The 19744-nt window shown below is 71.3% G+C and carries 20 protein-coding genes; 3 read left to right on the top strand and 17 right to left on the bottom strand.

Features of this window, described 5'->3' with window-relative positions:
* Nucleotides 1-17 precede the first annotated feature (17 nt).
* The 13 genes from tatC to arc form a co-directional block, all read right to left on the bottom strand.
* Nucleotides 18-893, bottom strand: coding sequence for a twin-arginine translocase subunit TatC (gene tatC, locus ACTWP5_RS08075; protein ID WP_443220082.1), 876 nt, complete (start codon nucleotides 891-893; stop codon nucleotides 18-20).
* Nucleotides 894-1016: 123 nt separating this feature from the next.
* Entirely contained in the window at nucleotides 1017-1298 is a 282-nt protein-coding gene (tatA, locus tag ACTWP5_RS08070) for a Sec-independent protein translocase subunit TatA (RefSeq protein ID WP_443220081.1), read from the bottom strand.
* Nucleotides 1299-1440: 142 nt separating this feature from the next.
* A complete protein-coding gene (locus ACTWP5_RS08065) occupies nucleotides 1441-1671 on the bottom strand; it encodes a hypothetical protein (protein ID WP_443220080.1) in 231 nt (76 codons plus the stop codon).
* A complete protein-coding gene (locus ACTWP5_RS08060; RefSeq protein WP_443220079.1) occupies nucleotides 1671-2645 on the bottom strand; it encodes a helix-turn-helix transcriptional regulator in 975 nt (324 codons plus the stop codon). The genes ACTWP5_RS08065 and ACTWP5_RS08060 overlap by 1 nt, the downstream gene beginning before the upstream one ends.
* A 103-nt stretch (nucleotides 2646-2748) precedes the next feature.
* Nucleotides 2749-3702 (bottom strand): helix-turn-helix transcriptional regulator, encoded by a 954-nt coding sequence (locus ACTWP5_RS08055; RefSeq protein WP_443220078.1) that lies wholly within the window; start codon nucleotides 3700-3702, stop codon nucleotides 2749-2751.
* A 152-nt stretch (nucleotides 3703-3854) separates the two neighbouring features.
* Nucleotides 3855-4229, bottom strand: coding sequence for an FKBP-type peptidyl-prolyl cis-trans isomerase (locus tag ACTWP5_RS08050; protein ID WP_443220077.1), 375 nt, complete (start codon nucleotides 4227-4229; stop codon nucleotides 3855-3857).
* A gap of 43 nt (nucleotides 4230-4272) precedes the next feature.
* Nucleotides 4273-5313 carry an FKBP-type peptidyl-prolyl cis-trans isomerase gene (locus ACTWP5_RS08045; protein ID WP_443220076.1) on the bottom strand — a complete coding sequence of 347 codons (1041 nt, stop codon included), beginning with the start codon at nucleotides 5311-5313 and terminating at the stop codon, nucleotides 4273-4275.
* Nucleotides 5314-5417: 104 nt separating this feature from the next.
* Nucleotides 5418-6779 carry a Pup--protein ligase gene (pafA, locus tag ACTWP5_RS08040; RefSeq protein ID WP_443220075.1) on the bottom strand — a complete coding sequence of 454 codons (1362 nt, stop codon included), beginning with the start codon at nucleotides 6777-6779 and terminating at the stop codon, nucleotides 5418-5420.
* A 122-nt stretch (nucleotides 6780-6901) separates the two neighbouring features.
* The gene (gene prcA / locus ACTWP5_RS08035) at nucleotides 6902-7768 is read right to left on the bottom strand and encodes a proteasome subunit alpha (RefSeq protein WP_443220074.1); all 867 of its coding nucleotides are present in this window, start codon (nucleotides 7766-7768) and stop codon (nucleotides 6902-6904) included.
* Between the two features lie 51 nt (nucleotides 7769-7819).
* Nucleotides 7820-8665, bottom strand: coding sequence for a proteasome subunit beta (gene prcB / locus ACTWP5_RS08030; RefSeq protein ID WP_443220073.1), 846 nt, complete (start codon nucleotides 8663-8665; stop codon nucleotides 7820-7822).
* Between the two features lie 107 nt (nucleotides 8666-8772).
* On the bottom strand, nucleotides 8773-8991 hold the full coding sequence (locus tag ACTWP5_RS08025) for a ubiquitin-like protein Pup (protein WP_443220072.1): 219 nt from the start codon (nucleotides 8989-8991) through the stop codon (nucleotides 8773-8775).
* Nucleotides 8992-9202: 211 nt separating this feature from the next.
* The gene (dop, locus tag ACTWP5_RS08020; RefSeq protein WP_443220071.1) at nucleotides 9203-10714 is read right to left on the bottom strand and encodes a depupylase/deamidase Dop; all 1512 of its coding nucleotides are present in this window, start codon (nucleotides 10712-10714) and stop codon (nucleotides 9203-9205) included.
* A gap of 201 nt (nucleotides 10715-10915) precedes the next feature.
* Nucleotides 10916-12685, bottom strand: coding sequence for a proteasome ATPase (gene arc, locus ACTWP5_RS08015; RefSeq protein ID WP_443220070.1), 1770 nt, complete (start codon nucleotides 12683-12685; stop codon nucleotides 10916-10918).
* A 246-nt stretch (nucleotides 12686-12931) separates the two neighbouring features.
* On the opposite strand from arc, the gene ACTWP5_RS08010 reads away from it, so the two are divergent.
* Entirely contained in the window at nucleotides 12932-13246 is a 315-nt protein-coding gene (locus ACTWP5_RS08010) for a ferredoxin (protein WP_443220069.1), read from the top strand.
* 59 nt (nucleotides 13247-13305) lie between these two features.
* Here the strand turns inward: ACTWP5_RS08010 and ACTWP5_RS08005 are convergent, their stop codons facing one another.
* The 3 genes from ACTWP5_RS08005 to ACTWP5_RS07995 all read right to left on the bottom strand — a co-directional run bounded on the left by ACTWP5_RS08005 (nucleotide 13306) and on the right by ACTWP5_RS07995 (nucleotide 16246).
* The gene (locus ACTWP5_RS08005; protein WP_443220068.1) at nucleotides 13306-13905 is read right to left on the bottom strand and encodes a hypothetical protein; all 600 of its coding nucleotides are present in this window, start codon (nucleotides 13903-13905) and stop codon (nucleotides 13306-13308) included.
* 201 nt (nucleotides 13906-14106) lie between these two features.
* Nucleotides 14107-15012 carry a tRNA (adenine-N1)-methyltransferase gene (locus ACTWP5_RS08000; RefSeq protein ID WP_443220067.1) on the bottom strand — a complete coding sequence of 302 codons (906 nt, stop codon included), beginning with the start codon at nucleotides 15010-15012 and terminating at the stop codon, nucleotides 14107-14109.
* A 10-nt stretch (nucleotides 15013-15022) separates the two neighbouring features.
* Nucleotides 15023-16246, bottom strand: coding sequence for a site-2 protease family protein (locus ACTWP5_RS07995; RefSeq protein WP_443220210.1), 1224 nt, complete (start codon nucleotides 16244-16246; stop codon nucleotides 15023-15025).
* Between the two features lie 88 nt (nucleotides 16247-16334).
* Here ACTWP5_RS07995 and ACTWP5_RS07990 point away from each other — a divergent pair, with 88 nt between their 5' ends.
* Both ACTWP5_RS07990 and ACTWP5_RS07985 read left to right on the top strand, forming a co-directional pair.
* Entirely contained in the window at nucleotides 16335-17315 is a 981-nt protein-coding gene (locus tag ACTWP5_RS07990) for a RecB family exonuclease (protein ID WP_443220066.1), read from the top strand.
* 14 nt (nucleotides 17316-17329) lie between these two features.
* Nucleotides 17330-18001 (top strand): response regulator, encoded by a 672-nt coding sequence (locus tag ACTWP5_RS07985; RefSeq protein ID WP_443220065.1) that lies wholly within the window; start codon nucleotides 17330-17332, stop codon nucleotides 17999-18001.
* A gap of 60 nt (nucleotides 18002-18061) precedes the next feature.
* Here ACTWP5_RS07985 and ACTWP5_RS07980 read toward each other — a convergent pair whose 3' ends face one another.
* Nucleotides 18062-19654: an ABC transporter substrate-binding protein gene (locus ACTWP5_RS07980; protein WP_443220064.1), complete on the bottom strand. Its 1593-nt coding sequence runs from the start codon at nucleotides 19652-19654 to the stop codon at nucleotides 18062-18064.
* Nucleotides 19655-19744: the final 90 nt, after the last annotated feature.

Below are 19744 nucleotides of genomic sequence, written 5' to 3'. Positions count from 1 at the left end.
CCGGGTCCGACCGGGCGTCAGGTGGCGTCGTCGTAGCCGTTGCGCGGGGTGTATCCCGCGTCGTCGCCCCTGCCGGCGCTCACGCGCTCCGTGGGCTCGATCGTCGAGGGCGTCAGGTCCAGCTCGGACGCCTCGTCGTCGTCCAGCTCCGCGTCGGGGTCACGGCGCCGCTTGCGGCGGTCGTTCAGCATCGCGATGCCGCAGGCGATGAAGTACAGGCCCGTGACGGGGACCTGGAGCGCCACCATCGACATCATGTCGGTGGGGGTGATCGCGGCGGCGAAGATGGCGATGCCGACCACCATCCACCGCCACCAGCTGATCATGCGCTTGCCGCTGACGATCCCGCCGAGGTTCAGCAGGACCAGCACCAGCGGCAGCTCGAAGGAGAGGCCGAAGGCGAGGGCCAGGCGGACGGAGATGTCCAGCATGTTGTCCATCGAGACGAGGTTCTGGGCCTCGTCCGCGGAGAAGCCGAGGAGGACCGGGATCGCCCGCGGCAGCAGCCAGTACGCGAAGTACGCGCCGGTGAGGAAGAGCGGCACGCCCACCACGACGACGGCGCGGCTGTACTTCTTCTCGTTCTTGTGAAGGCCGGGGGCGATGAACGCCCACGCCTGGTGGAGCCAGATCGGCGAGGAGACGATGACGCCGACCAGCAGCGAGACCTTGAAGTACGTGGCGAACGGCGAGGTGAGGCCGTCCTGCGTCAACATCGCGCAGCGCTCGCCGTTCAGCGTGTTGCTGTCCTCGGGGCAGATCGGCAGCGGATCGCTGAGGAAGTCCATGATGTCCTTGGCGAAGAACAACCCCACGATGGTGACGGCGAGGATCGCGCCCACCGACACCGCGAGCCTGTTACGCAGCTCCCGCAGGTGCTCGGTGAGGGGCATCCTCCCCTCGGGGTCCTTCTGCCTCTTGCCACGCGCGGTACTGGGCACCCCACGTCCTCATCTCGTAGGGCAGCCGGAACCGCTCCGGCCGCCGGACTTCACTCCTGGTATCGCGACGGCCGGTCAGCCCTGGGTGGTGTCCCTGGGCTCCTGGACCGGACGGGAGGTGGTGACGTCGCCGGGCGCCGCCTGGATCGTCTTTGGGGCGGGAGGCTGCTCCGAGCTGTTGGCCGTGGTGGTGTCGGTGGTCGACTTCCCGTCGTTCTTCATGGCCTGCGTCTCGCTCTTGAGAATGCGCATGGACTTGCCAAGCGACCGAGCGGTGTCAGGAAGACGCTTCGACCCGAAGACCACGATGACGACAATGGCGACGAGCAGGAGGTGCCAGGGAGAGATCGAGCCCATGATGTCCGTCCGCTATCTCTGTGAGGTGGTGACCTTCCGGCCGCGCCGGACGGGACGTGTGACGAAGTCCCGCAGGCCCGGCAATCTTAACGCGCAAGGGTGAACGCAAATCAATGCCCGAGCGTACATGTAGTCTCCCCCGTCACCCTGGACCTGCGCCAGGGTGCCTTTCGGTCCGGATCAGCCGGCCGCCGCGCGCCACGAGCGGCCCGGCGGCCCGTTCGAGGTCGTCGGCGGCCCGCGCGACGCGCTCGGTGCCCTCCGCGACGGCCCGTGCCAGCCGTCGCACCTCGATCGCGACGCGGACGGCGAGCACGCCGAGGACGGCGACGCCGGCGAAGGCGAGCGCGAGGTGGACCATCGACCAGGCCATCACGGTTCGGGAGCCCGCTCGTACTCGGCGAGCGCCGCCCGCGCGGCGTCGCGGGCGCTGTCGGCCAGCTCCCGTGGGGCGACGATCCGACCGTCGCCGCCCAGGCGCAACGCCAACCGGCGCAGGGTGGCCGGGTCCGAGGTGCGCAAGGTGATCCGCAGCCCGCCGTCGGGCAGCTCCCGCGCCTCCTCGTGCGGGTAGTACTCGGCGACCCACCGGCCGCCGGGGCCGACCTCGATCACCACCTCGGGGTCCGTGGGGGCGGGCTGCACCAGCCCCTCGCTGAGGTCGCGCGGCTCCAGGGGCGGCGGGTCGGCCGGCACGTCGAGCAGCTCGATCCGCGCCACCCGGTCGAGCCGGAAGGTCCGTCGGGCCTCGGACCTGCGGCACCACGCCTCGACGTAGGTGTGGCCGACGGTGAACAGGCGGATCGGGTCGACCTCGCGGTCGGTGAGCTGGTCACGGCCGGGCGAGTAGTAGCGGATGAGCAGCCGGCGCCGCTCGTTGATGGCGCGGTTCACCTCGGCGAAGACGCCACCCTCCGCCTCGAAGGTGACGTTCAGTCGGGCGCTGGCCACGGCGTTCTCGCCGGCGGCCGCCTCCAGCTTCGCGGTGGCGCGCAGCAGCGCGTCCCGGTCGTCGTCGCGCAGCCCCGGCAGGGTGGCGACGGCTCGGGCGGCCACGAGGAGCGCGGTGGCCTCGTCGGCGGCCAGCCGCAGCGGCTGGCCGGTCCCGTCGGCCACGGCGTTCGCGTTGTGCCACCAGATGTGCTCGCCGTCGGTGTCGATGTCGAGCAGGTCGCCGCCGCGGAAGCTCGTGCCGCACATCGGCAGCACGCCGAGGTCGGAGATGAGCTCCTCCTCGCTGACGCCGAACGCCCTGGCCACCTCGTCCACCCGGGCGCCCTGCCGCTCCCGCAGGTACGTGACCAGGGAGAGCATCCGCCGCGTCCGGTCGATGGCGGTCGTCGCCATGTCCCTGGGACCCTCCTTCCCGCGTCCTCGCGCGTTCGTTTCCCGCTGTCCTCGATATCGCCCGCGCCGTGCCCGCGCCCGGCGACGCTGCCCGACGCCGGGCTCAGCCCTTGGCCACGGCCCGCAGCCGGTCCAGCACCCCGTCCCTGAGCTCGGCCGGCTCCAGCACGATCACGTCCGGGCCCAACTCGGCCAGCCAGGCGTCCAGACCGTGGCCGTAGGGGATCTCCAGCTCGTCCCACTCCGCGTCCCGGGGCGTCACCGAACTCGCGCGCGCCCGCAGCGGGTACCCCGAGCCGCTGCGCAGCCGGATCCGCGCCTGGGATGTGGCCGCCTCGCCCGCCCAGCGGGCCACGCTCTCGCGGACCGCGACCTGGTCGGGAACGGGGGCGGTGAACGGCGCCCCGCGCGAGCGGACCCGGCCGACGATCCGGGAGAGCCGGAAGACCCGCTCCGCCCCGCGGTCGCGGTCGAAGCCCGCCAGGTACCAGTGGCCACGCCAGCACTCCAGGGCCCAGGGCTCGACCTGGCGCGTCTCGGGGCGGGCGGCGTTGGACTTGCGGTAGTCGAACGTGACCGGGCGACGGTCACGGCAGGCGATCATCAGCGGCTCGAAGGCGGCCTCCCCCGCGGGGATGCGGGGCTCCAGTGCGCCGTAGCTGTCCTGCTCCTGGGGGGCGAGGGGCATGCCCGCGGCCCGCAGCTTCTGGAGCGCGCCGCTCGCGGCGCCCGCGAGCCGGGCCTGCTGCCACACCCTGGCGGCCAGGCCGAGGGCGGCGGCCTCCTCGACGTCGAGCGTGATGGGCGGCAGCTGGTTGTGGTCGCGGTGCGCGTGGTACCCGACCTCGCCGTCGATGCTCTCGACCGTCTCTATGACCATGCCGAGCTCACGCAGGTCGTCCTTGTCGCGCTCGAACATGCGGTTGAAGGCGTCCTCGCCGCCGACCTCGCGGTACGCCTCGATCGAGGACCGCAGCTCCCGCTTGGTCAGCGGGCGGCCGGTGCCCAGCAGGCACAGGGCCAGGTTCATCAGCCGCTCGGCCTTGGCGATCGCCATCGGCGGGCCGCCCCTCTCCTGTCGCGTCAGACCACCTGTCAGCACGCGTCGTGGACCTCCCCGTCACCGGTCCCGTGTCGCCACGGCGGAACGGCGGGTGGGCCCACCCCGCGCGGGATGGGCCCACCGTACCGCCATGTGGGGTGCGCCGATTACGCGGCGACCAGATCGCAGACGAAGATCAGGGTCTCTCCGGGCTTGATGCGGCCACCGCCGGCCCCGGCGTCACCGTAGGCGAGGTGGGGAGGGATGGTCAGCTGGCGTCGGCCGCCGACCCGCATGCCCTGCACGCCGCGGTCCCAGCCGGGGATGACCTGTCCGGCGCCCAGCTGGAAACGGAGCGGGGTGCCGCGGTTCCAGCTGGCGTCGAACTCCTCGCCGGTGGAGAACGAGACGCCGACGTAGTGGACGGCGACCTCGGCGCCCGCCTGCGCGACGGGGCCGTCGCCCTCCCAGAGGTCCTTGACCTCGAGGTCGGCCGGGGGCTGGCCGACGGGGAAGTCGACCTCGGGCTTCTCGGTGTTCACGTCCTTGACTCCTTCGGGTGGGATGTCGGGCGGGCGGTGGTGGTCAGTCGGCGGCGAGGATGTCGACGACGAAGACGAGGGTGGAGCCGCCCGGGATGCCCTGGGTGCCCTCCTCGCCGTAGGCCAGGTCGGACGGGATCACGAGCAGCACCCGGTCACCGACGTGCTTGCCGACCAGGCCCTGGTCCCAGCCCTCGACCACGGAGCCCGTGCCGATCTGGAATCCCGAGGCGCTGTCGCGGTCCCAGGACGAGTCGAACTTCTCACCGGTGTCCCACAGCACGCCCGTGTACTGGACGACCAGGGCGTCTCCCGCCTCGACCTCGTGGCCGTCGCCCTCGATCAGCACCTGCTCCTGGAGCTCGCCGGGCGGCTCCTGGCCCTCGGGGACGGTGATGGTGGCGGGCTTCTTGCCGCCCGCCTCGACCTCGGGCATGCCCTCCTCGGGGGCGGCCTGCTCCCCCTCCGCCTCGGCCTGGAGGTCGACGTCGGCCGTGCCGGCCACGTCGAGCACCCAGACCACGCCCTCCTCGTCGGAGAAGCCGTACTGCTGGGCGACGGAGTCGCCGAAGAGCTCGGTGGCCCGGCCCTCGACCTGGAGGCGGGTCCCCACCGGCTCGCCGATCAGCGGTTCGGTCACCGCCTTCGGCAGGTAGGAGTCCTGACCGGCCTGGGTGACGATCTGCTTACGCAGCGCGCCCTCGCTGTCCTCGCCGCCGTCCTCGCCCTCGCCGGTGTCGGCGGAGGTGGACTGCCAGGTGTTCAGCAGCTCGGTGTCGCTCTCGACGGTCGTGGCCAGGACGTCCAGCCGGATGAAGGCACCCTCGACCACCTCGTCGCCGTCCCCCTCGGCGAGGACCTGGGAGACGGTCTCCTCACCGACCGTGGCGTTCTTGCCGACGGAGATCTCCGGGAGCTCCCCCGGCTGGCCGGTGACGGTGGCCACGGGGCCCGACGGCGCTGAGTCGGAGGAGCCGCCGGAGGAGGACTCACCGTCGTCGGAGCCGCAGGCGGCGGTGAACAGCAGAGCGGCGGGCAGTGCCAGGGCCGCGACGGTGCGGCGCAGTCGTTTCGTGGGGATCATCAGTCCAACTCGGGGTAGGCACGGTCGGGCGGCGGGACCCGTGGTCCCGCCCCACCCTACGGCCTTCCCGGTCGGAGCCGGTTAAGGATCGCCCCCGAACGGCGTCACATGCCGGCGATCAGTTTCTCCACCCGCTCGTCCACCGACCGGAACGGGTCCTTGCACAGCACGGTGCGCTGCGCCTGGTCGTTGAGCTTGAGGTGCACCCAGTCGACGGTGAAGTCCCGCCGCTGCTCCTGGGCGCGCCGGATGAAGTCGCCCCGCAGCCTGGCGCGGGTGGTCTGCGGGGGCACGGACTTGCCCTGGAAGATCTTCAGGTCGTTGCAGATCCGCTGCGCCTGGCCCTTGCGCTCCAGGAGGTAGTACAGGCCGCGACGACGGTGGATGTCGTGGTACGCGAGGTCTATCTGAGCCACCCGCGGGTGTGACATGGTCAGCTTGTGACGGGCCCGGTACCGCTCGATGAGCTGGTACTTCATGACCCAGTCGATCTCGGTGTTGATCTTGTCCAGCTCCTGGGCGCGGATCGCCTCGAGCGCCCGCCCCCACAGCTCCAGGACCTGCTCGGTCAGGCCCGTGCGCATGCCGCGGCGCTCACAGAAGTCCAGCGCCTTGTCGAAGTACTCCTGCTGTATCTCCAGCGCCGAGGCCTCGCGGCCGGTGGCCAGCCGCACCCGGCGCTGGCCGGTGATGTCGTGGCTGACCTCCCGGATGGCGCGGATCGGGTTCTCCAGCGTCAGGTCGCGCATCACGGTGCCCGCCTCGATCATGCGCAGCACGAGGTCGGTGGCGCCGACCTTCAGCAGCATGGTCGTCTCGGACATGTTGGAGTCGCCAACGATCACGTGGAGCCGCCGGTACCGCTCGGCGTCGGCGTGCGGCTCGTCGCGGGTGTTGATGATGGGCCGGGAGCGCGTGGTCGCGGAGCTGACGCCCTCCCAGATGTGCTCGGCGCGCTGGCTGACGCAGAAGACGGCGCCGCGCGGGGTCTGGAGCACCTTGCCGGCGCCGCAGATCAGCTGCCGCGTGACGAGGAACGGGATGAGGACGTCGGCCAGCCGGGAGAACTCGCCGTGGCGTGCCACCAGGTAGTTCTCGTGGCAGCCGTAGGAGTTGCCGGCGGAGTCGGTGTTGTTCTTGAAGAGGTAGACGTCGCCGGCGATGCCCTCCTCGTGGAGGCGGCGCTCGGCGTCCACCAGCAGCCCCTCGAGGATGCGCTCACCCGCCTTGTCGTGGGTGATGAGCTCGACGACGTTGTCGCACTCGGGAGTGGCGTACTCGGGATGCGAGCCGACGTCCAGGTACAGGCGGGCGCCGTTTCGCAGGAACACGTTGCTGCTGCGACCCCATGACACGACGCGGCGGAAGAGGTACCGCGCCACCTCGTCCGGTGACAGCCGGCGCTGTCCCCGGAACGTACAGGTGACGCCGTACTCGTTCTCCAGCCCGAAGATTCGGCGATCCATGAGTGAACAGTACGCCCGATGCCATGGTCTGAAACCGGGATCGAGGGCGGCGTTTCGATCATTTTCCGCGCGACCAGGGCAGCGGGGTCAGGCTTCGGCCCCGGGCGCGGCCGGGGCCGAGCTCACCCGGCGGACTCGTCCGACGACGCGCCGTCGGCCTTGTTCCTGCCCTTGCCCTTGCCCTTGCCCGCGCCCGTGTCCTCGGCGGCGTCCTTCCCGGCCGCGTCCGGCTCGGCGGCGCTGCCGGAGTCCGAACCGGTCTCCTCCGCGCCGCCGTCGCCCTCCCGGCCCTCCTCCATCAGCTGGGAGAGCTGGCGACCCAGCACGCGCTTGAACTTGCGCTGCTGCGGGCGGGTGCGGTCCAGCACCGCGACCTCCAGCTGGTCGGCGGTGAGCTCGCGGGGCTCCCCGCCGTTGCTGTCGCGGCCGAGGGACTCGACGGCCAGCCGCAACGCCTCCCCCAGGCTCATGCCCTCGCGGTGGCGCTGGCTGAGGAAGCTGCCGATCTGGTCGGAGTTCCCGCCCACGGCGACGGAGCCGTGCTCGTCGATGATCGAGCCGTCGTGGGGCAGGCGGTAGATCTCGTCCTCCGCCGGGGTCTCCCCCACCTCGGCGACGAGGAGCTCCACCTCGTAGGGCTTCTCCGCCGCGCTGGAGAAGATGTTCCCCAGCGTCTGGGCGTAGAGGTTGGCCAGCCCCCGCGCGGTGACGTCCTCACGGTCGTAGGTGTATCCGCGCAGGTCCGCGTACCGGGTGCCGCCGATCCGCAGGCTCTCGTACTCGTTGTACTTGCCGGTCGCCGCGAACCCGATCCGGTCGTAGATCTCGCTGACCTTGTGCAGCGCGCGCGAGGGGTTCTCGGCGACGAACACGATGCCGTCGGCGTACTGCAGCACGACCAGGCTGCGCCCCCGGGCGATGCCCTTGCGGGCGTACTCGGCGCGGTCGGCCATGGCCTGCTGGGGTGAGACATAGAACGGCGTGGTCACCGGCTACTCGTCCCTTCCTGTCCGTCGAAAGTTCTTGCCAGGCCCGGAAATCTACAGAACGGGGGCCTGTGGGCCGTTGGGCAGGCGCAGCCGCCCGTCGTACACCGCCTGGGCGACCTCGCCGACCTCGTCCTCCGTCAGCCGGCGGAAGCCCTCCTGCGTGATCACGGAGACCACGGGGTAGATGCGGCGGACCAGGTCGGGGCCGCTGGTGGCGGAGTCGTCGTCGGCGGCGTCGTAGAGCGCCTGCACGGCCACGGTGGTGGCCTGCTGCTCGGTGAGGTCCTCCCGGTGCAGCTTCTTCAGGGAGCCTCGAGCGAAGATCGAGCCCGAGCCGATCGCGGCGAAGCCCAGCTCCTCGGAGCGCCCGCCGGTCACGTCGTAGGAGAAGATCCTGCCCTTGCCACGGTCCAGGTCGTATCCGGCGAAGAGGGGGACCACGGCGAGACCCTGCATGGCCATGCCCAGGTTGCCGCGGATCATGGTGGACAGGCGGTTGGCCTTGCCCTCCAGGGAGAGCACCTCGCCCTCGACCTTCTCGAAGTGCTCCAGCTCCAGCTGGAACAGCTTCACCAGCTCCACGGCGATCCCGGCGGTGCCGGCGATACCGACGGCGGAGTAGTCGTCGGCGGGGAAGACCTTCTCCACGTCCCGCTGGGCGATCATGTTACCCATCGTGGCCCGTCGGTCACCGGCCAGCACGGCGCCCCCGGGGAAGGCGACCGCGACGATGGTGGTGCCGTGCACCGCCTCGATCGCGCCCTCCACCGGGGGCAGGGTCCGGTTGCCCGGGAGCTGCTCGGGTGCGTGGTCGGCCAGGAAGTCGAGGAACGAGGAGGATCCCGGCCTCAGGAAGGCGGCCGGGATTCGGCCCGTGCCGTGGGTGTTGGGTGCCACAGGTTTCCTTCCAGGTAGGTGTAACGGCCCGCTGTGCCGTGGCCGAAGCAGAGTACGCAACGGACCCTACCCGTCAGGCGCTCATGATCCACATGGGCGGACCGGACTCACTCGCCGCCCTTCTGCACGAAGCTGCGCACGAAGTCCTCGGCGTTCGACTCGAGCACCTCGTCGATCTCGTCCAGCACGGAGTCCACGTCGTCGGTGAGGGCCTCCTGCCGCTCCTTGAGCTCTTCGGAGACCTCCACGTCCTGGGCCTGCTCGTCGGTCTCTTCCGTGGTCCGCGACGCCTTCTGCTGGCCGCCGCTGGTGTCCTTGGTCGCCATCTCCCTCACCCCATGCTCGGCTCGGCGTATCAAGATCAGACCCTACTAGCCGGGACTGACATCGGCTCTTCGTCGGGTTCTCGTCGGGCTTGTCGTCGGGAACTTCCTCGGGGTGGTCACCGGCGCCCCCGTCGGGGAAGCCGCGCGCCCTGCACCCTGGTCAACGTTCGTAAGCCACCTGATTGATTCCCGTTCCCCGCGGAAAGATTGCTCAGCCGCCGGACAGCGCTCTGACCAGATCTTCGGCCGTGGCGGAGCGATCCAGCAGATCCTTGACGTGCTCCCGGGTGCCGCGCAGCGGGTCCATCGTCGGCACCCGCTGCAGCGAGTCGCGTCCGGGCAGGTCGAAGATGACCGAGTCCCACGAGGCCGCGGCGACGTCGTCGGCGTACTGGTCCAGGCAGCGGCCCCTGAAGTAGGCCCGCGTGTCCTCCGGAGGGCTCGTCTGCGCCCGCAGGATGTCCTCCTCGCTCAGCAGCCGCGTCATCCGGCCCCGGGCCGCGAGACGGTTGTACAGGCCCTTGTCGGGGCGCACGTCGGCGTACTGCAGGTCCACGAGGTGGAGGCGGGCGGCGTCCCAGCCCAGGCCGTCCCTGCGGCGGTAGCCCTCCATGAGCTCCCGCTTGGCGACCCAGTCCAGCTGGCCCGCCAGGCTCATCGGGTCGTTCTCCAGCCGGCCGAGCACGTCCTCCCAACGGCTGAGGACGTCGCTGGTCTGCGGGTCGGCGTCCGCTCCCCAGCGCTCCTCGACGTACTTCCGCGCCAGCTCGCAGTACTCCATCTGGAGCTGCACCGCGGTCAGCTTCCGGCCGCTGCGGAGCGTGACCAGCTCGCGCAGGCTCGGGTCGTGGCTGACCCGGTGGAGCGTGCGCACGGGCTGGTCCACCGCCAGGTCCACGGCGATGAAGCCGTCCTCGATCATGGAGAGCACGAGGGCGGTGGTGCCGAGCTTGAGGTAGGTGGAGACCTCCGCGAGGTTGGCGTCCCCGATGATCACGTGCAGCCGCCGGTACTTCTCGGCGTCGGCGTGCGGCTCGTCCCGGGTGTTGATGATCGGCCGCTTCAGCGTCGTCTCCAGACCGACCTCGACCTCGAAGTAGTCGGCGCGCTGCGTGAGCTGGAAGCCGTGCTCGCTGCCGTCCTGGCCGAGGCCCACCCGGCCGGCGCCGCAGACCACCTGGCGGGAGACGAAGAACGGCGTCAGGTGGCGCACGATGTCGGAGAACGGCGTCTCCCGCTTCATCAGGTAGTTCTCGTGCGTGCCGTAGGAGGCGCCCTTGTTGTCCGTGTTGTTCTTGTAGAGGTGGATCGGCTGGGCGCCGGGGACCTCGGCCGCGCGGCGCGCGGCCTCGGCCATGATGCGCTCGCCCGCCTTGTCCCACAGCAGGGCGTCCAGGGGGTTGGTGGCCTCGGGGGCGCTGTACTCGGGGTGGGCGTGGTCGACGTAGAGCCGGGCGCCGTTGGTCAGGATGACGTTGGCCAGGCCGATGTCCTCGTCGGTGAGCTGGCTGGCGTCGGCGTTCTCCCTGGCCAGGTCGAAGCCACGCGCGTCGCGTAGCGGGTTCTCCTCCTCGAAGTCCCAGCGTGCCCGGCGGGCACGGTGCATCGCCGCCGCGTAGGCGTTGACGACCTGGGATGAGGTGAGCATGGCGTTGGCGTTGGGGTGGCCGGGCACGGAGACGCCATACTCCGTCTCGATGCCCATCACGCGCCGTACTGTCATGCGGCCCTCCTCACCCGGCGGTGGCACCGCGTGGCCCCGCCACTGTGTACGAGCCTAAGCGACACGGCCTGCGGTGGGGAGATCACTGCCGGTTCCTTCCGGGAAAGCGTCCGGCTGCGGCGCACGCCTCGCGTGCCCCGCAGCCGGACGCCACGTGCGACGGTCTGACGGACTGACGACGTACAGGTACTGACCGGTGTTTTACAGGTACTGACCGGTGTTGGCCACCGTGTCGATGGAGCGGCCGGTGTCCGCGCCCTGCTTCCCGGTGACGAGGGTGCGGATGAAGACGATCCGCTCGCCCTTCTTTCCGGAGATGCGGGCCCAGTCGTCGGGGTTGGTGGTGTTCGGAAGGTCCTCGTTCTCCTTGAACTCGTCCACGCAGGCGGCGAGCAGGTGGGAGACGCGAAGGCCCTTCTGGTTGTGGTCGAGGAAGTCCTTGATGGCCATCTTCTTCGCCCGGTCCACGATGTTCTCGATCATCGCGCCGGAGTTGAAGTCCTTGAAGTACAGGACTTCCTTGTCGCCGTTGGCGTAGGTCACCTCGAGGAAGCGGTTCTCCTCCGTCTCGGCGTACATCTGCTCCACGACGGTCTGGATCATCCCGGCGATGGTGGCCTCGCCACTGCCGTTGTGCTCGTTGAGGTCGTCGGCGTGGAGCGGCAGCCTCGGGGTGAGGTACTTCGAGAAGATGTCCCTGGCCGCCTCGGCGTCCGGACGCTCGATCTTGATCTTCACGTCGAGCCGGCCGGGGCGCAGGATGGCCGGGTCGATCATGTCCTCACGGTTCGAGGCACCGATGACGATGACGTTCTCCAGGCCCTCGACGCCGTCGATCTCCGACAGCAGCTGGGGAACGATCGTGTTCTCCACGTCGGAGCTGACGCCGGAGCCACGGGTGCGGAAGAGGGAGTCCATCTCGTCGAAGAAGACGATGACGGGCGTGCCCTCGCTCGCCTTCTCCCTGGCCCGCTGGAAGACCAGGCGAATGTGGCGCTCGGTCTCGCCGACGTACTTGTTCAGCAGCTCGGGGCCCTTGATGTTGAGGAAGAAGCTCTTGCCGGCGGGCTTGCCCGTGACCTCGGCGACCTTCTTGGCCAGCGAGTTCGCCACGGCCTTGGCGATGAGCGTCTTCCCGCATCCCGGCGGGCCGTAGAGCAGGACGCCCTTGGGCGGCCGCAGCTCGTGCTCGCGGAAGAGGTCGGGGTAGAGGTAGGGCAGCTCGACGGCGTCGCGGATCAGCTCGATCTGACCGGTGAGGCCGCCGATCTGGGTGTAGTCGATGTCGGGGACGTCCTCGAGGATGAGCTCCTCGACCTCGCTCTTGGGCACGACCTCGTAGACGTACCCGGAGCGCGGCTCCATCAGCAGCGAGTCACCGGCACGCAGCGTGGTGTCCAGCAGCGGCTCGGCGAGGCGGACGACCTTCTCCTCGTCGGTGTGACCGACGACGAGCGCCCGCTCACCGTCCTCCAGGACCTCCTTGAGCGTGACGATGTCGCCCGCCCGCTCGAACGCCATGGCGGCGACCACGTTCAGCGCCTCGTTGAGCATGACCTCCTGGCCACGCCGCAACTCGCCGAGATCGATGTTCGGGCTGACGTTGACCCTCAGCTTGCGGCCGCCGGTGAAGATGTCGGCGGTGCCGTCGTCGTCGTTCGCCCGCAGGAAGACGCCGAAGCCCGAGGGCGGCTGCGCGAGGCGGTCGACCTCCTCCTTCAGGGCGACGATCTGGTCGCGCGCCTCACGCAGGGTGTTCGCCAGGCGCTCGTTCTGCGCGGAGACGCCGGCGAGGTTGGTCTGCAGCTCGACGATCCGCTCCTCGAGAATCCGAGTGTGCCGCGGAGAGTCAGCCAGCTTTCGCCGCAGGACGGTGATCTCCTGCTCGAGATCGGCGATCTCCCGGGCGGGCTCGTCGGAACCCCTCCCGGGCCGGATGCCGCGGTTGCTGTCGTCATCGTGGGATGCCACGGTCCTCACCTCCTCCAAGGGGAGCTGGACGCTTCCAGACCCTACCTGGCCCGGTGTCGTTCGAAACCCCTAGATCAAAAAGACGGTCAGGGTGTGTCCGATCTTCACCCTTGCGCACTCCCTCACGCCAGGGAATACCCAGCCTGCCTCGCGGGAAAGCGGGCGGCGTATCGTCGTACGCGGTCAGAACACGGTGCGTTGCGGTCAACGCCCGTGGGAGGCACTCATCCAGGAACGGTAGGCCATATGTCCGGGGAGCACGAAGTCGTGGAGGACATGGAGGTCTGGATCGACCAGGACCTCTGCACCGGGGACGGTATCTGCGCCCAGTACGCCCCGGAGGTGTTCGAGCTGGACATCGACGGGCTCGCGTACGTGAAGCCCCCCGTCCCGGCGGGCGAGGAGGCCGAGCTGCTGACGGCCCCCGGCGCGGCGGCCCCCGTGCCGCTGCCGCTGCTGAACGACGTCGTCGCCTCGGCGAAGGAGTGTCCCGGCGAGTGCATCCACGTCCGCCGGGTGGCGGACGGCGCCGAGGTGTACGGCCCCGACGCCGCCGCGTAGCCGCGCGCCGGGGGCCGGGCCGGGCTGAGGACTCGGGCCGAGGGCTCCCGAGAGGTCGGTCAGACGGTGTGGGCGGTGACGGGGACCTCCGCGTCCCGGTGCAGCCGCCCGTCGCGCCAGGTCCAGGTGACGGCGGCGTGCAGGTCGGGCTGGGCGCGGGGCACGTCGGGTGAGGAGTATCCGAGCAGCCGGGCCGTGATGGTGCCCGAGCTCGCCTCGAGCAGCTCGACCGTCATCTGTTCGGCCGGGTCGAGCAGGGTCTCGGCCACCCGGGGGGCGCCGCCGCGCTCCTCGGCCGCCGCCAGCACGTACAGCCCGCTGGGCGGCGTGCCGCCCGCCGCGTCACACCGGACGGCGGCGACCGTCTCGGGGCGGCCGTCCCCGTCGATGTCGGCGCTCTCCTCCGCGGTGACCAGCACGTCGTAGGGGCCGCAGTCCAGGGGAAAGCTCGCGGCCGAGGCCGAGGGCGCCTCGACCACCGGCGCGTCGGCCGAGGGCGCGTCGGTCGCCGGCGCGGCGGGCTCCGGCGTGGCCGTGGCGTCGGCGGGCTGGATCAGGGCGGCGGCGCCGCAGGCCGCTGCCAGCACGGCGGCCGTGACGGCCCAGTGGACGGGGCGGGTCTGGGTGTGGGGCAGGCCGGGGCCGGCCGGAGTCTGCACGCGGGGAACTCCTCGAGGGCTGGGAGGCGGAACGCCCGCAGACGACCGTGGGGGAGCCGGGACGCGGTCCGCACGCTGACGGTGCCGGCATAGTGCCACACGTCACACCCGACGGGAACGGCGGGGGCCCGGCGGCGCCCCGCTCCTGCACGCCACCCCGTTCCCCCGCCCCGGCTCCCCCGCGCCCGGCTCACCGGCGTGTCAGCCCCGGCCTCCCGCGCCCTCGCCGCCCGGCCCCGTGTAGTCCTCGCCGTAGGCGCCCGGCGCCGGCCTGCGGCGACGCAGCGGCGGCTCCACGCCGTCGGCCAGACGGCGGGCGGTGAGGAGGAAGCCGGTGTGGCCGATCATGCGGTGGTCGGGGCGCACGGCCAGGCCCTCGACGTGCCAGGTGCGCACCATCGTCTCCCAGGCCGCGGGCTCGTTGAAGTTGCCGTGGGCGCGGATGGACTCGACGGTGCGGGCCAGTTGGGTGGTGGTGGCGACGTAGGTGCAGAGCAGGCCGCCGGGCACCAGGGACTTGGCGACGGCGTCGAGGCACTCCCAGGGGGCGAGCATGTCGAGGATGACGCGGTCGACGTCGGCGTCGGTCAGGTTGTCCTGGAGGTCCCCGACCGTCAGCTGCCAGGCCGGGTGGGGGCCGCCGAAGTACCGCGTGACGTTCTCGCGGGCGATGTCGGCGAAGTCGGCGCGCCGCTCGTAGGAGTGGAGCATGCCGTGGTCGCCGATGGCGCGCAGCAGGAACGTGCTGAGCGAGCCGGAGCCGACACCGGCCTCCACGACGCGGGCGCCGGGGAAGATGTCGGCCATGGCCAGGATCTGCCCCGCGTCCTTAGGGTAGACCACGGCGGCTCCGCGTGGCATGGACAGGACGTAGTCGGGGAGCAGGGGGCGCAGCGCCAGGTAGGCGACGTTTCCGGTGGTGCGGACGACGGTTCCCTCGGGGGCGCCGATCAGCTCGTCGTGGGGGAAGGCTCCCTTGTGGGTGTGGAAGCTCTTGCCCTCTTCGAGCGTGAAGGTGTAGTGGCGGCCCTTGGGGTCCGTGAGCTGGACCTGGTCCCCGACCCTGAAGGGCCCGCGACGGCGGGCGGCACCGGTCGGTTCGGACATGGGTCCAAGCCTAGTCCAGGGGGGTGGTGGCCCCCTGGGCCGGGCGGGCCATGGCGTTGAGGAAGGCGCGTTCGACGTCGCTGGTGGAGAGAACGCCGTAGATCTCGCCGGTCTCCTCGACGACGAGGTACTCCGTGGCGGGGGCGGCCCGCAGGTGGTCCAGCAGGCCCTCTCCGGTCAGCTCGGCGGAGACGCGCATCTCCTCGGTGAGATCCTGGGCGAGGGTGCCGACCGCGATCCACGGCCTGCGGTGCTGGGGGACGCCGGCGATGCCGGCCTCGCGGACGAGGGCGGTGGGGGTGCCCTCGTCGTCCACCACGACCAGGGCGCGGGCGCCCGCCTCGTTGGCCTGGCGCAGCGCCTCCGACAGCGGGGTCTCGCCGCTGACGGGCACGGCCCTGCGGGTCAGCGCGCGGGCGGTGAGCGCCGGGAGCCGCTCCCGCAGCCGCGCCATGCGCAGGCTGTTGCCCGCCCCGGTCCAGATGATGGCGGCCAGGATGGCGGCGAGCAGGGCGTCGGTGAGCGAGGCGACGCCGGTGAACGACTCCCGGTCGGTGAGGGAGCCCGAGTGGGTGGCCAGCGGGAAGCCGACGAGGACGGCGATCGCCAGCGCCCTGCCGGTCCAGGCCGCGGCGACGGTGCCCGTCATGGGCCTACCGGAGACCTTCCAGACCACGGCGCGCAGCATCCGGCCGCCGTCGAGGGGGAGGCCGGGCAGCAGGTTGAAGACGGCGACGATCAGGTTGGAGATCATCAGCCCGGCGAGGAGCACGCCGGGGACGGTGTCGGACTCCACCAGCAGCATGCCGCCGTAGCAGACGCCGGCGAGGACCAGGGAGAGCAACGGGCCGACGCCGGCGAGGACGAACTCCCGCCCGGGGGTCTGTGACTCCTTCTCGATCTCCGAGACGCCGCCGAAGAACTGGAGCTGGATGCGGCGCACGGGAAGGTCGAAGCGGAGGGCGGCGAGGGTGTGGGCGAGCTCGTGGACCAGCACCGAGGCGTAGAAGGCGACGGCGAAGAAGAGGGACACCAGGTACCGACCGTTGCCGAGCTCGGGCAGCACGCGGTCCAGCTGGTTGCCGAAGAACCAGGTGATGAGGGCGGCGACCAGGAACCAACTGGGCGCGACGTAGACAGGAACCCCGAGCACCCGCCCCATGAGGATGCCGCCGCCCGGGCCCCTCCTGCCCGTGGTGCGCGGTGTCCGGTCCCGTTCCGAATCTGCCACCAGGCTCCCTCGCTGCCTTGTTCGGCCCTGTGCGGGGCCGCCATCGATGGTAAGGGGCTACCTGTCAGTGACACGCCGTAGGGTTCCGCCCATGGAACGGTCAACCGCCGCGCGTCCCCACTCGCTCTCGCCCTCCAGGGCCGCCGACTTCATGCAGTGCCCCCTGCTCTACCGCTTCCGGGTGATCGACAGGCTCCCCGAGGCTCCGAGCGCGGCCGCCACCCGTGGGACGGTGGTGCACGCCGTGTTGGAGCGGGTCTTCGACATGCCCGCCACCGAGCGTAACGCGCGACGGGCCCGTGCGTTGGTGGCGCGGGAGTGGCAGCGGCTGCTGGCCCGGCGGCCGGAGCTCGCCTCGCTCTTCCCCGAGGAGACGGCCGAGGCCGCTTCGGCCACGGACGGCGGGGACGACGCGGCCCGTGCGGACGGCGGGGACGGCGCGGCGGGTGGGGACGGGCGGGACGCCGGGGAGCGGCTGGCGGAGTGGCTCGCCGGGGCGGAGGAGTTGGTGGAGCGCTGGTTCTCGCTGGAGGACCCCACGCGGCTGGATCCGGCCGAGCGCGAGCTGTTCGTGGAGACGCGGCTGGAGTCGGGTCTGCGGCTGCGCGGCGTCATCGACCGGGTGGACGTCGCCCCCACGGGTGAGATCCGGATCGTGGACTACAAGACGGGCAAGGCCCCGGGCCCGGCGTTCGCCGGTGGCGCGCTGTTCCAGATGAAGTTCTACGCCCTGGTGCTGTGGCGCCTGCGCGGCGTGGTGCCCCGGCGTCTGCAGCTGGTGTACCTGGGCAGTGGCGAGGTGGTGACGTACGACCCGGACGAGTCCGACCTGCGCGGCGTGGAGCGCAAGCTGCTCGCGCTGTGGGACGCCATCGCGCGGGCCACGGAGTCGGGTGACTGGCGGCCGAACCGCAGCCGGCTGTGCGGCTGGTGCGACCACCAGTCGCGCTGCCCCGAGTTCGGCGGGACTCCCCCGCCGTACCCCCTCTCGCCGCAGCTCTCGCTGCCGTTGCCGCGGCCGGGGGACGCGGTCGGCGAGGCCGCCGCGTCGGGTGACAATGAGAACGTCTGACGAAGGGTGTTCCCATGGCGATCCGCGTTCTGCTGGTTGACGACCAGCCGCTGCTCCGCACCGGCTTCCGCATGATCCTCGAGGCGGAGCACGACGTGGCCGTCGTCGGGGAGGCCGGTGACGGCCTGCAGGCGCTGGACCAGGTCAGGGCGTTGCAGCCGGACGTGGTGCTGATGGACATCCGGATGCCCCGGATGGACGGCGTGGAGGCCACCCGGCAGATCACCGGCGGGCCGGCGAACGACGGCCCCGCCAAGGTGCTGGTGCTGACCACCTTCGACCTCGACGAGTACGTGGTGGAGGCGCTCCGGGCGGGAGCCAGCGGCTTCCTGCTGAAGGACGCGCCGGCGGAGGAGCTGGTGCAGGCCATCCGGGTGGTGGCGGCGGGCGAGGCCATGCTCGCACCGAGTGTCACCCGCCGGCTCCTGGACATGTACGCGGGCCGCCTGCCCTCGGGCGAGGAGTCCGTGCCGAACGCGCTGCGCACGCTCACCGAGCGGGAGGTGGAGGTGCTCAGGCTGGTGGCGCGCGGCCTGTCGAACGCCGAGATCGCGGCGGACCTGTTCGTCAGCGAGACCACGGTCAAGACCCACGTGGGACACGTGCTGACCAAGCTGGAGCTGCGCGACCGGGTGCAGGCGGCCGTCTTCGCCTACGAGAGCGGCCTGGTCCGTCCTGGCGGATAGCGCGGCGGGCGGCGGCCGGTGGTGGTGCAGCGGCGGGCCGGCGGGCTCCACCGCGCGCCGTCAGCTCTTGCTGATCTCCCAGAAGCGGAAGACGGTGGAGGCGTCGAGGGTCCACTGCAGCCCGCCGACGCCGTCGGCCGCGACCGCGTACTGCCGGCCCTGCCAGAGCGGTATGAACGGCAGTTCCTCGGCCACGATCCGCTGGATCTCCGCGAACTCGTCGACGGTCCTGGCCCGGTCGGCCTGCCGCGCCGTGTGGGGGATCAGCTCCTCGGTGATGGCGCCGGCGTCGTAGTTGTTGGCCAGCACGTTGCCGTCGCCGAAGAAGGGCGCGGTGAAGTTGTCCGGGTCCGGGTAGTCCGGCACCCAACCGCGCACGTACACGCCGAACTCGCCGGCCTCCACGCCCTCGGCGAAGCGCTGCGCGTCCACGCTGCGCACCGTGGCGTCGAAGAGGCCGCTGTCGTTGAGCTGGGTGGCCAGGTGCTCGAAGGCGGCGACGGTGTCGGGGCCGAAGCGCACCGGGGTGGCCCAGAGGGTGAGTTCCACCGGTTCGGTGATGCCGGCTTCGCGCAGCGCCCTCCTGGCGAGGTCGGGCCGCGGGTCGTCGCCGTAGCGGTCGAAGAACGCCGTGGTGTGGCCTGCGATGCCGGCCGGGACGATCGAGTAGAGGGGCTCGACGGTGCGGTGGTAGACCTCGCTGGTGAGGGCGGCGCGGTCGATGAGGTGGGCGACGGCCTCGCGCACCGCCGGGTTGCCCGCGACGGGGTCGTCCATGTTGAAGACCAGGTGCTGCACCTCGGCACTGGCGCCGTCGACCACCTCCAGGTCCCGCTCGCCGCCGCCGGAGAGCTCCAGCGCGGCCGTGTCCCGCGCCGTGAGTCCCCGGTAGGCGACGTCGACGTCGCCGCCGAGCACCGCGTCCTTCAGGGCCCGCTGGTCGCCGTGGAAGAAGCGCAGCGTCATGCCGGAGTTGCGCACCTCGGCGGGCCCGAGGTAGTCGGGGTTGACCGCGAAGACGGCCTCGTCCTCGTCGTGGCTCTCCAGCGTGTAGACGCCGGAGCCGACGACCTGTCCGTCGGTGCGCAGGGCGTCGGCGGGGTAGCTGCGGTGGTCCACGATGGAGCCGGCGCCGGAGGCTATCTTCTGCGGGAAGGTGGCGTCGGGCTCGCTCAGGTGGAAGGTGACCGTGTGGTCGTCCGGCGTGTCGATGCGGTCGATGGTGGACAGCAGCACCGCGGGCCCGTCCGGGTCGTTGATGCGCAGGGTGCGCTCGAAGGAGAACTTCACGTCGCGTGAGGTGAGCTCGCCGCCGTCGCTGAACGTCAGGTCGGTGCGGAGCGTGCAGGTGAAGCGCTGGCTGACGCGGTCGGTGAAGCCGCACTCCTCGGCCGCCTCGGGCCGCGGCTCGGTGCCGCCGGGCGGGAAGCTGAGCAGGGACTGGAAGACGTTGCTGAAGACCAGCCAGGAGCCGGGGTCGTAGCCGGAGGCCGGGTCGACGGCGAGGACGTCGTCCGTCATGCCCATCACCACCGACTGGCCCTCGCCGGCGCTCTCGCCCATCCAGCCGCATCCCGCGAGGGAGCTCGCCAGCAGTGCGGCGCCAAGCCCCGCGACGAGCGGGAGCCGCGCACGCCCGACGTGCTTTCTCACCCGTGTCCCCTTCGTGATCACCACGTCCACGTTTTCGGCGGTCAGTGCACGTACGTGCCGTTCCGCGCGCCGAGCACGACACTAACCGCG

Origin of the sequence: Streptomyces sp. 4N509B (genome assembly GCF_052245655.1) — a bacterium.
In the GTDB taxonomy this organism is placed as follows: domain Bacteria; phylum Actinomycetota; class Actinomycetes; order Streptomycetales; family Streptomycetaceae; genus Streptomyces.
Note: the sequence above shows the minus strand (reverse complement) of the source record. Positions and strands in the feature narration are given on the sequence as shown.

What these genes read in the sequence shown, in the direction of transcription:
- ACTWP5_RS08065 (WP_443220080.1), bottom strand. Translation starts at nt 1,671, where the DNA reads ATGGCCTGGTCGATGGTCCACCTCGCGCTCGCCTTCGCCGGCGTCGCC.
- ACTWP5_RS07990 (WP_443220066.1), top strand. Translation starts at nt 16,335, where the DNA reads ATGGAACGGTCAACCGCCGCGCGTCCCCACTCGCTCTCGCCCTCCAGG.
- ACTWP5_RS08045 (WP_443220076.1), bottom strand. Translation starts at nt 5,313, where the DNA reads ATGATCCCCACGAAACGACTGCGCCGCACCGTCGCGGCCCTGGCACTG.
- ACTWP5_RS08055 (WP_443220078.1), bottom strand. Translation starts at nt 3,702, where the DNA reads ATGGCGATCGCCAAGGCCGAGCGGCTGATGAACCTGGCCCTGTGCCTG.
- ACTWP5_RS07985 (WP_443220065.1), top strand. Translation starts at nt 17,330, where the DNA reads ATGGCGATCCGCGTTCTGCTGGTTGACGACCAGCCGCTGCTCCGCACC.
- ACTWP5_RS08060 (WP_443220079.1), bottom strand. Translation starts at nt 2,645, where the DNA reads ATGGCGACGACCGCCATCGACCGGACGCGGCGGATGCTCTCCCTGGTC.
- ACTWP5_RS08025 (WP_443220072.1), bottom strand. Translation starts at nt 8,991, where the DNA reads ATGGCGACCAAGGACACCAGCGGCGGCCAGCAGAAGGCGTCGCGGACC.
- tatA (WP_443220081.1), bottom strand. Translation starts at nt 1,298, where the DNA reads ATGGGCTCGATCTCTCCCTGGCACCTCCTGCTCGTCGCCATTGTCGTC.
- pafA (WP_443220075.1), bottom strand. Translation starts at nt 6,779, where the DNA reads ATGGATCGCCGAATCTTCGGGCTGGAGAACGAGTACGGCGTCACCTGT.
- tatC (WP_443220082.1), bottom strand. Translation starts at nt 893, where the DNA reads ATGCCCCTCACCGAGCACCTGCGGGAGCTGCGTAACAGGCTCGCGGTG.
- ACTWP5_RS08000 (WP_443220067.1), bottom strand. Translation starts at nt 15,012, where the DNA reads ATGTCCGAACCGACCGGTGCCGCCCGCCGTCGCGGGCCCTTCAGGGTC.
- dop (WP_443220071.1), bottom strand. Translation starts at nt 10,714, where the DNA reads ATGACAGTACGGCGCGTGATGGGCATCGAGACGGAGTATGGCGTCTCC.
- ACTWP5_RS08010 (WP_443220069.1), top strand. Translation starts at nt 12,932, where the DNA reads ATGTCCGGGGAGCACGAAGTCGTGGAGGACATGGAGGTCTGGATCGAC.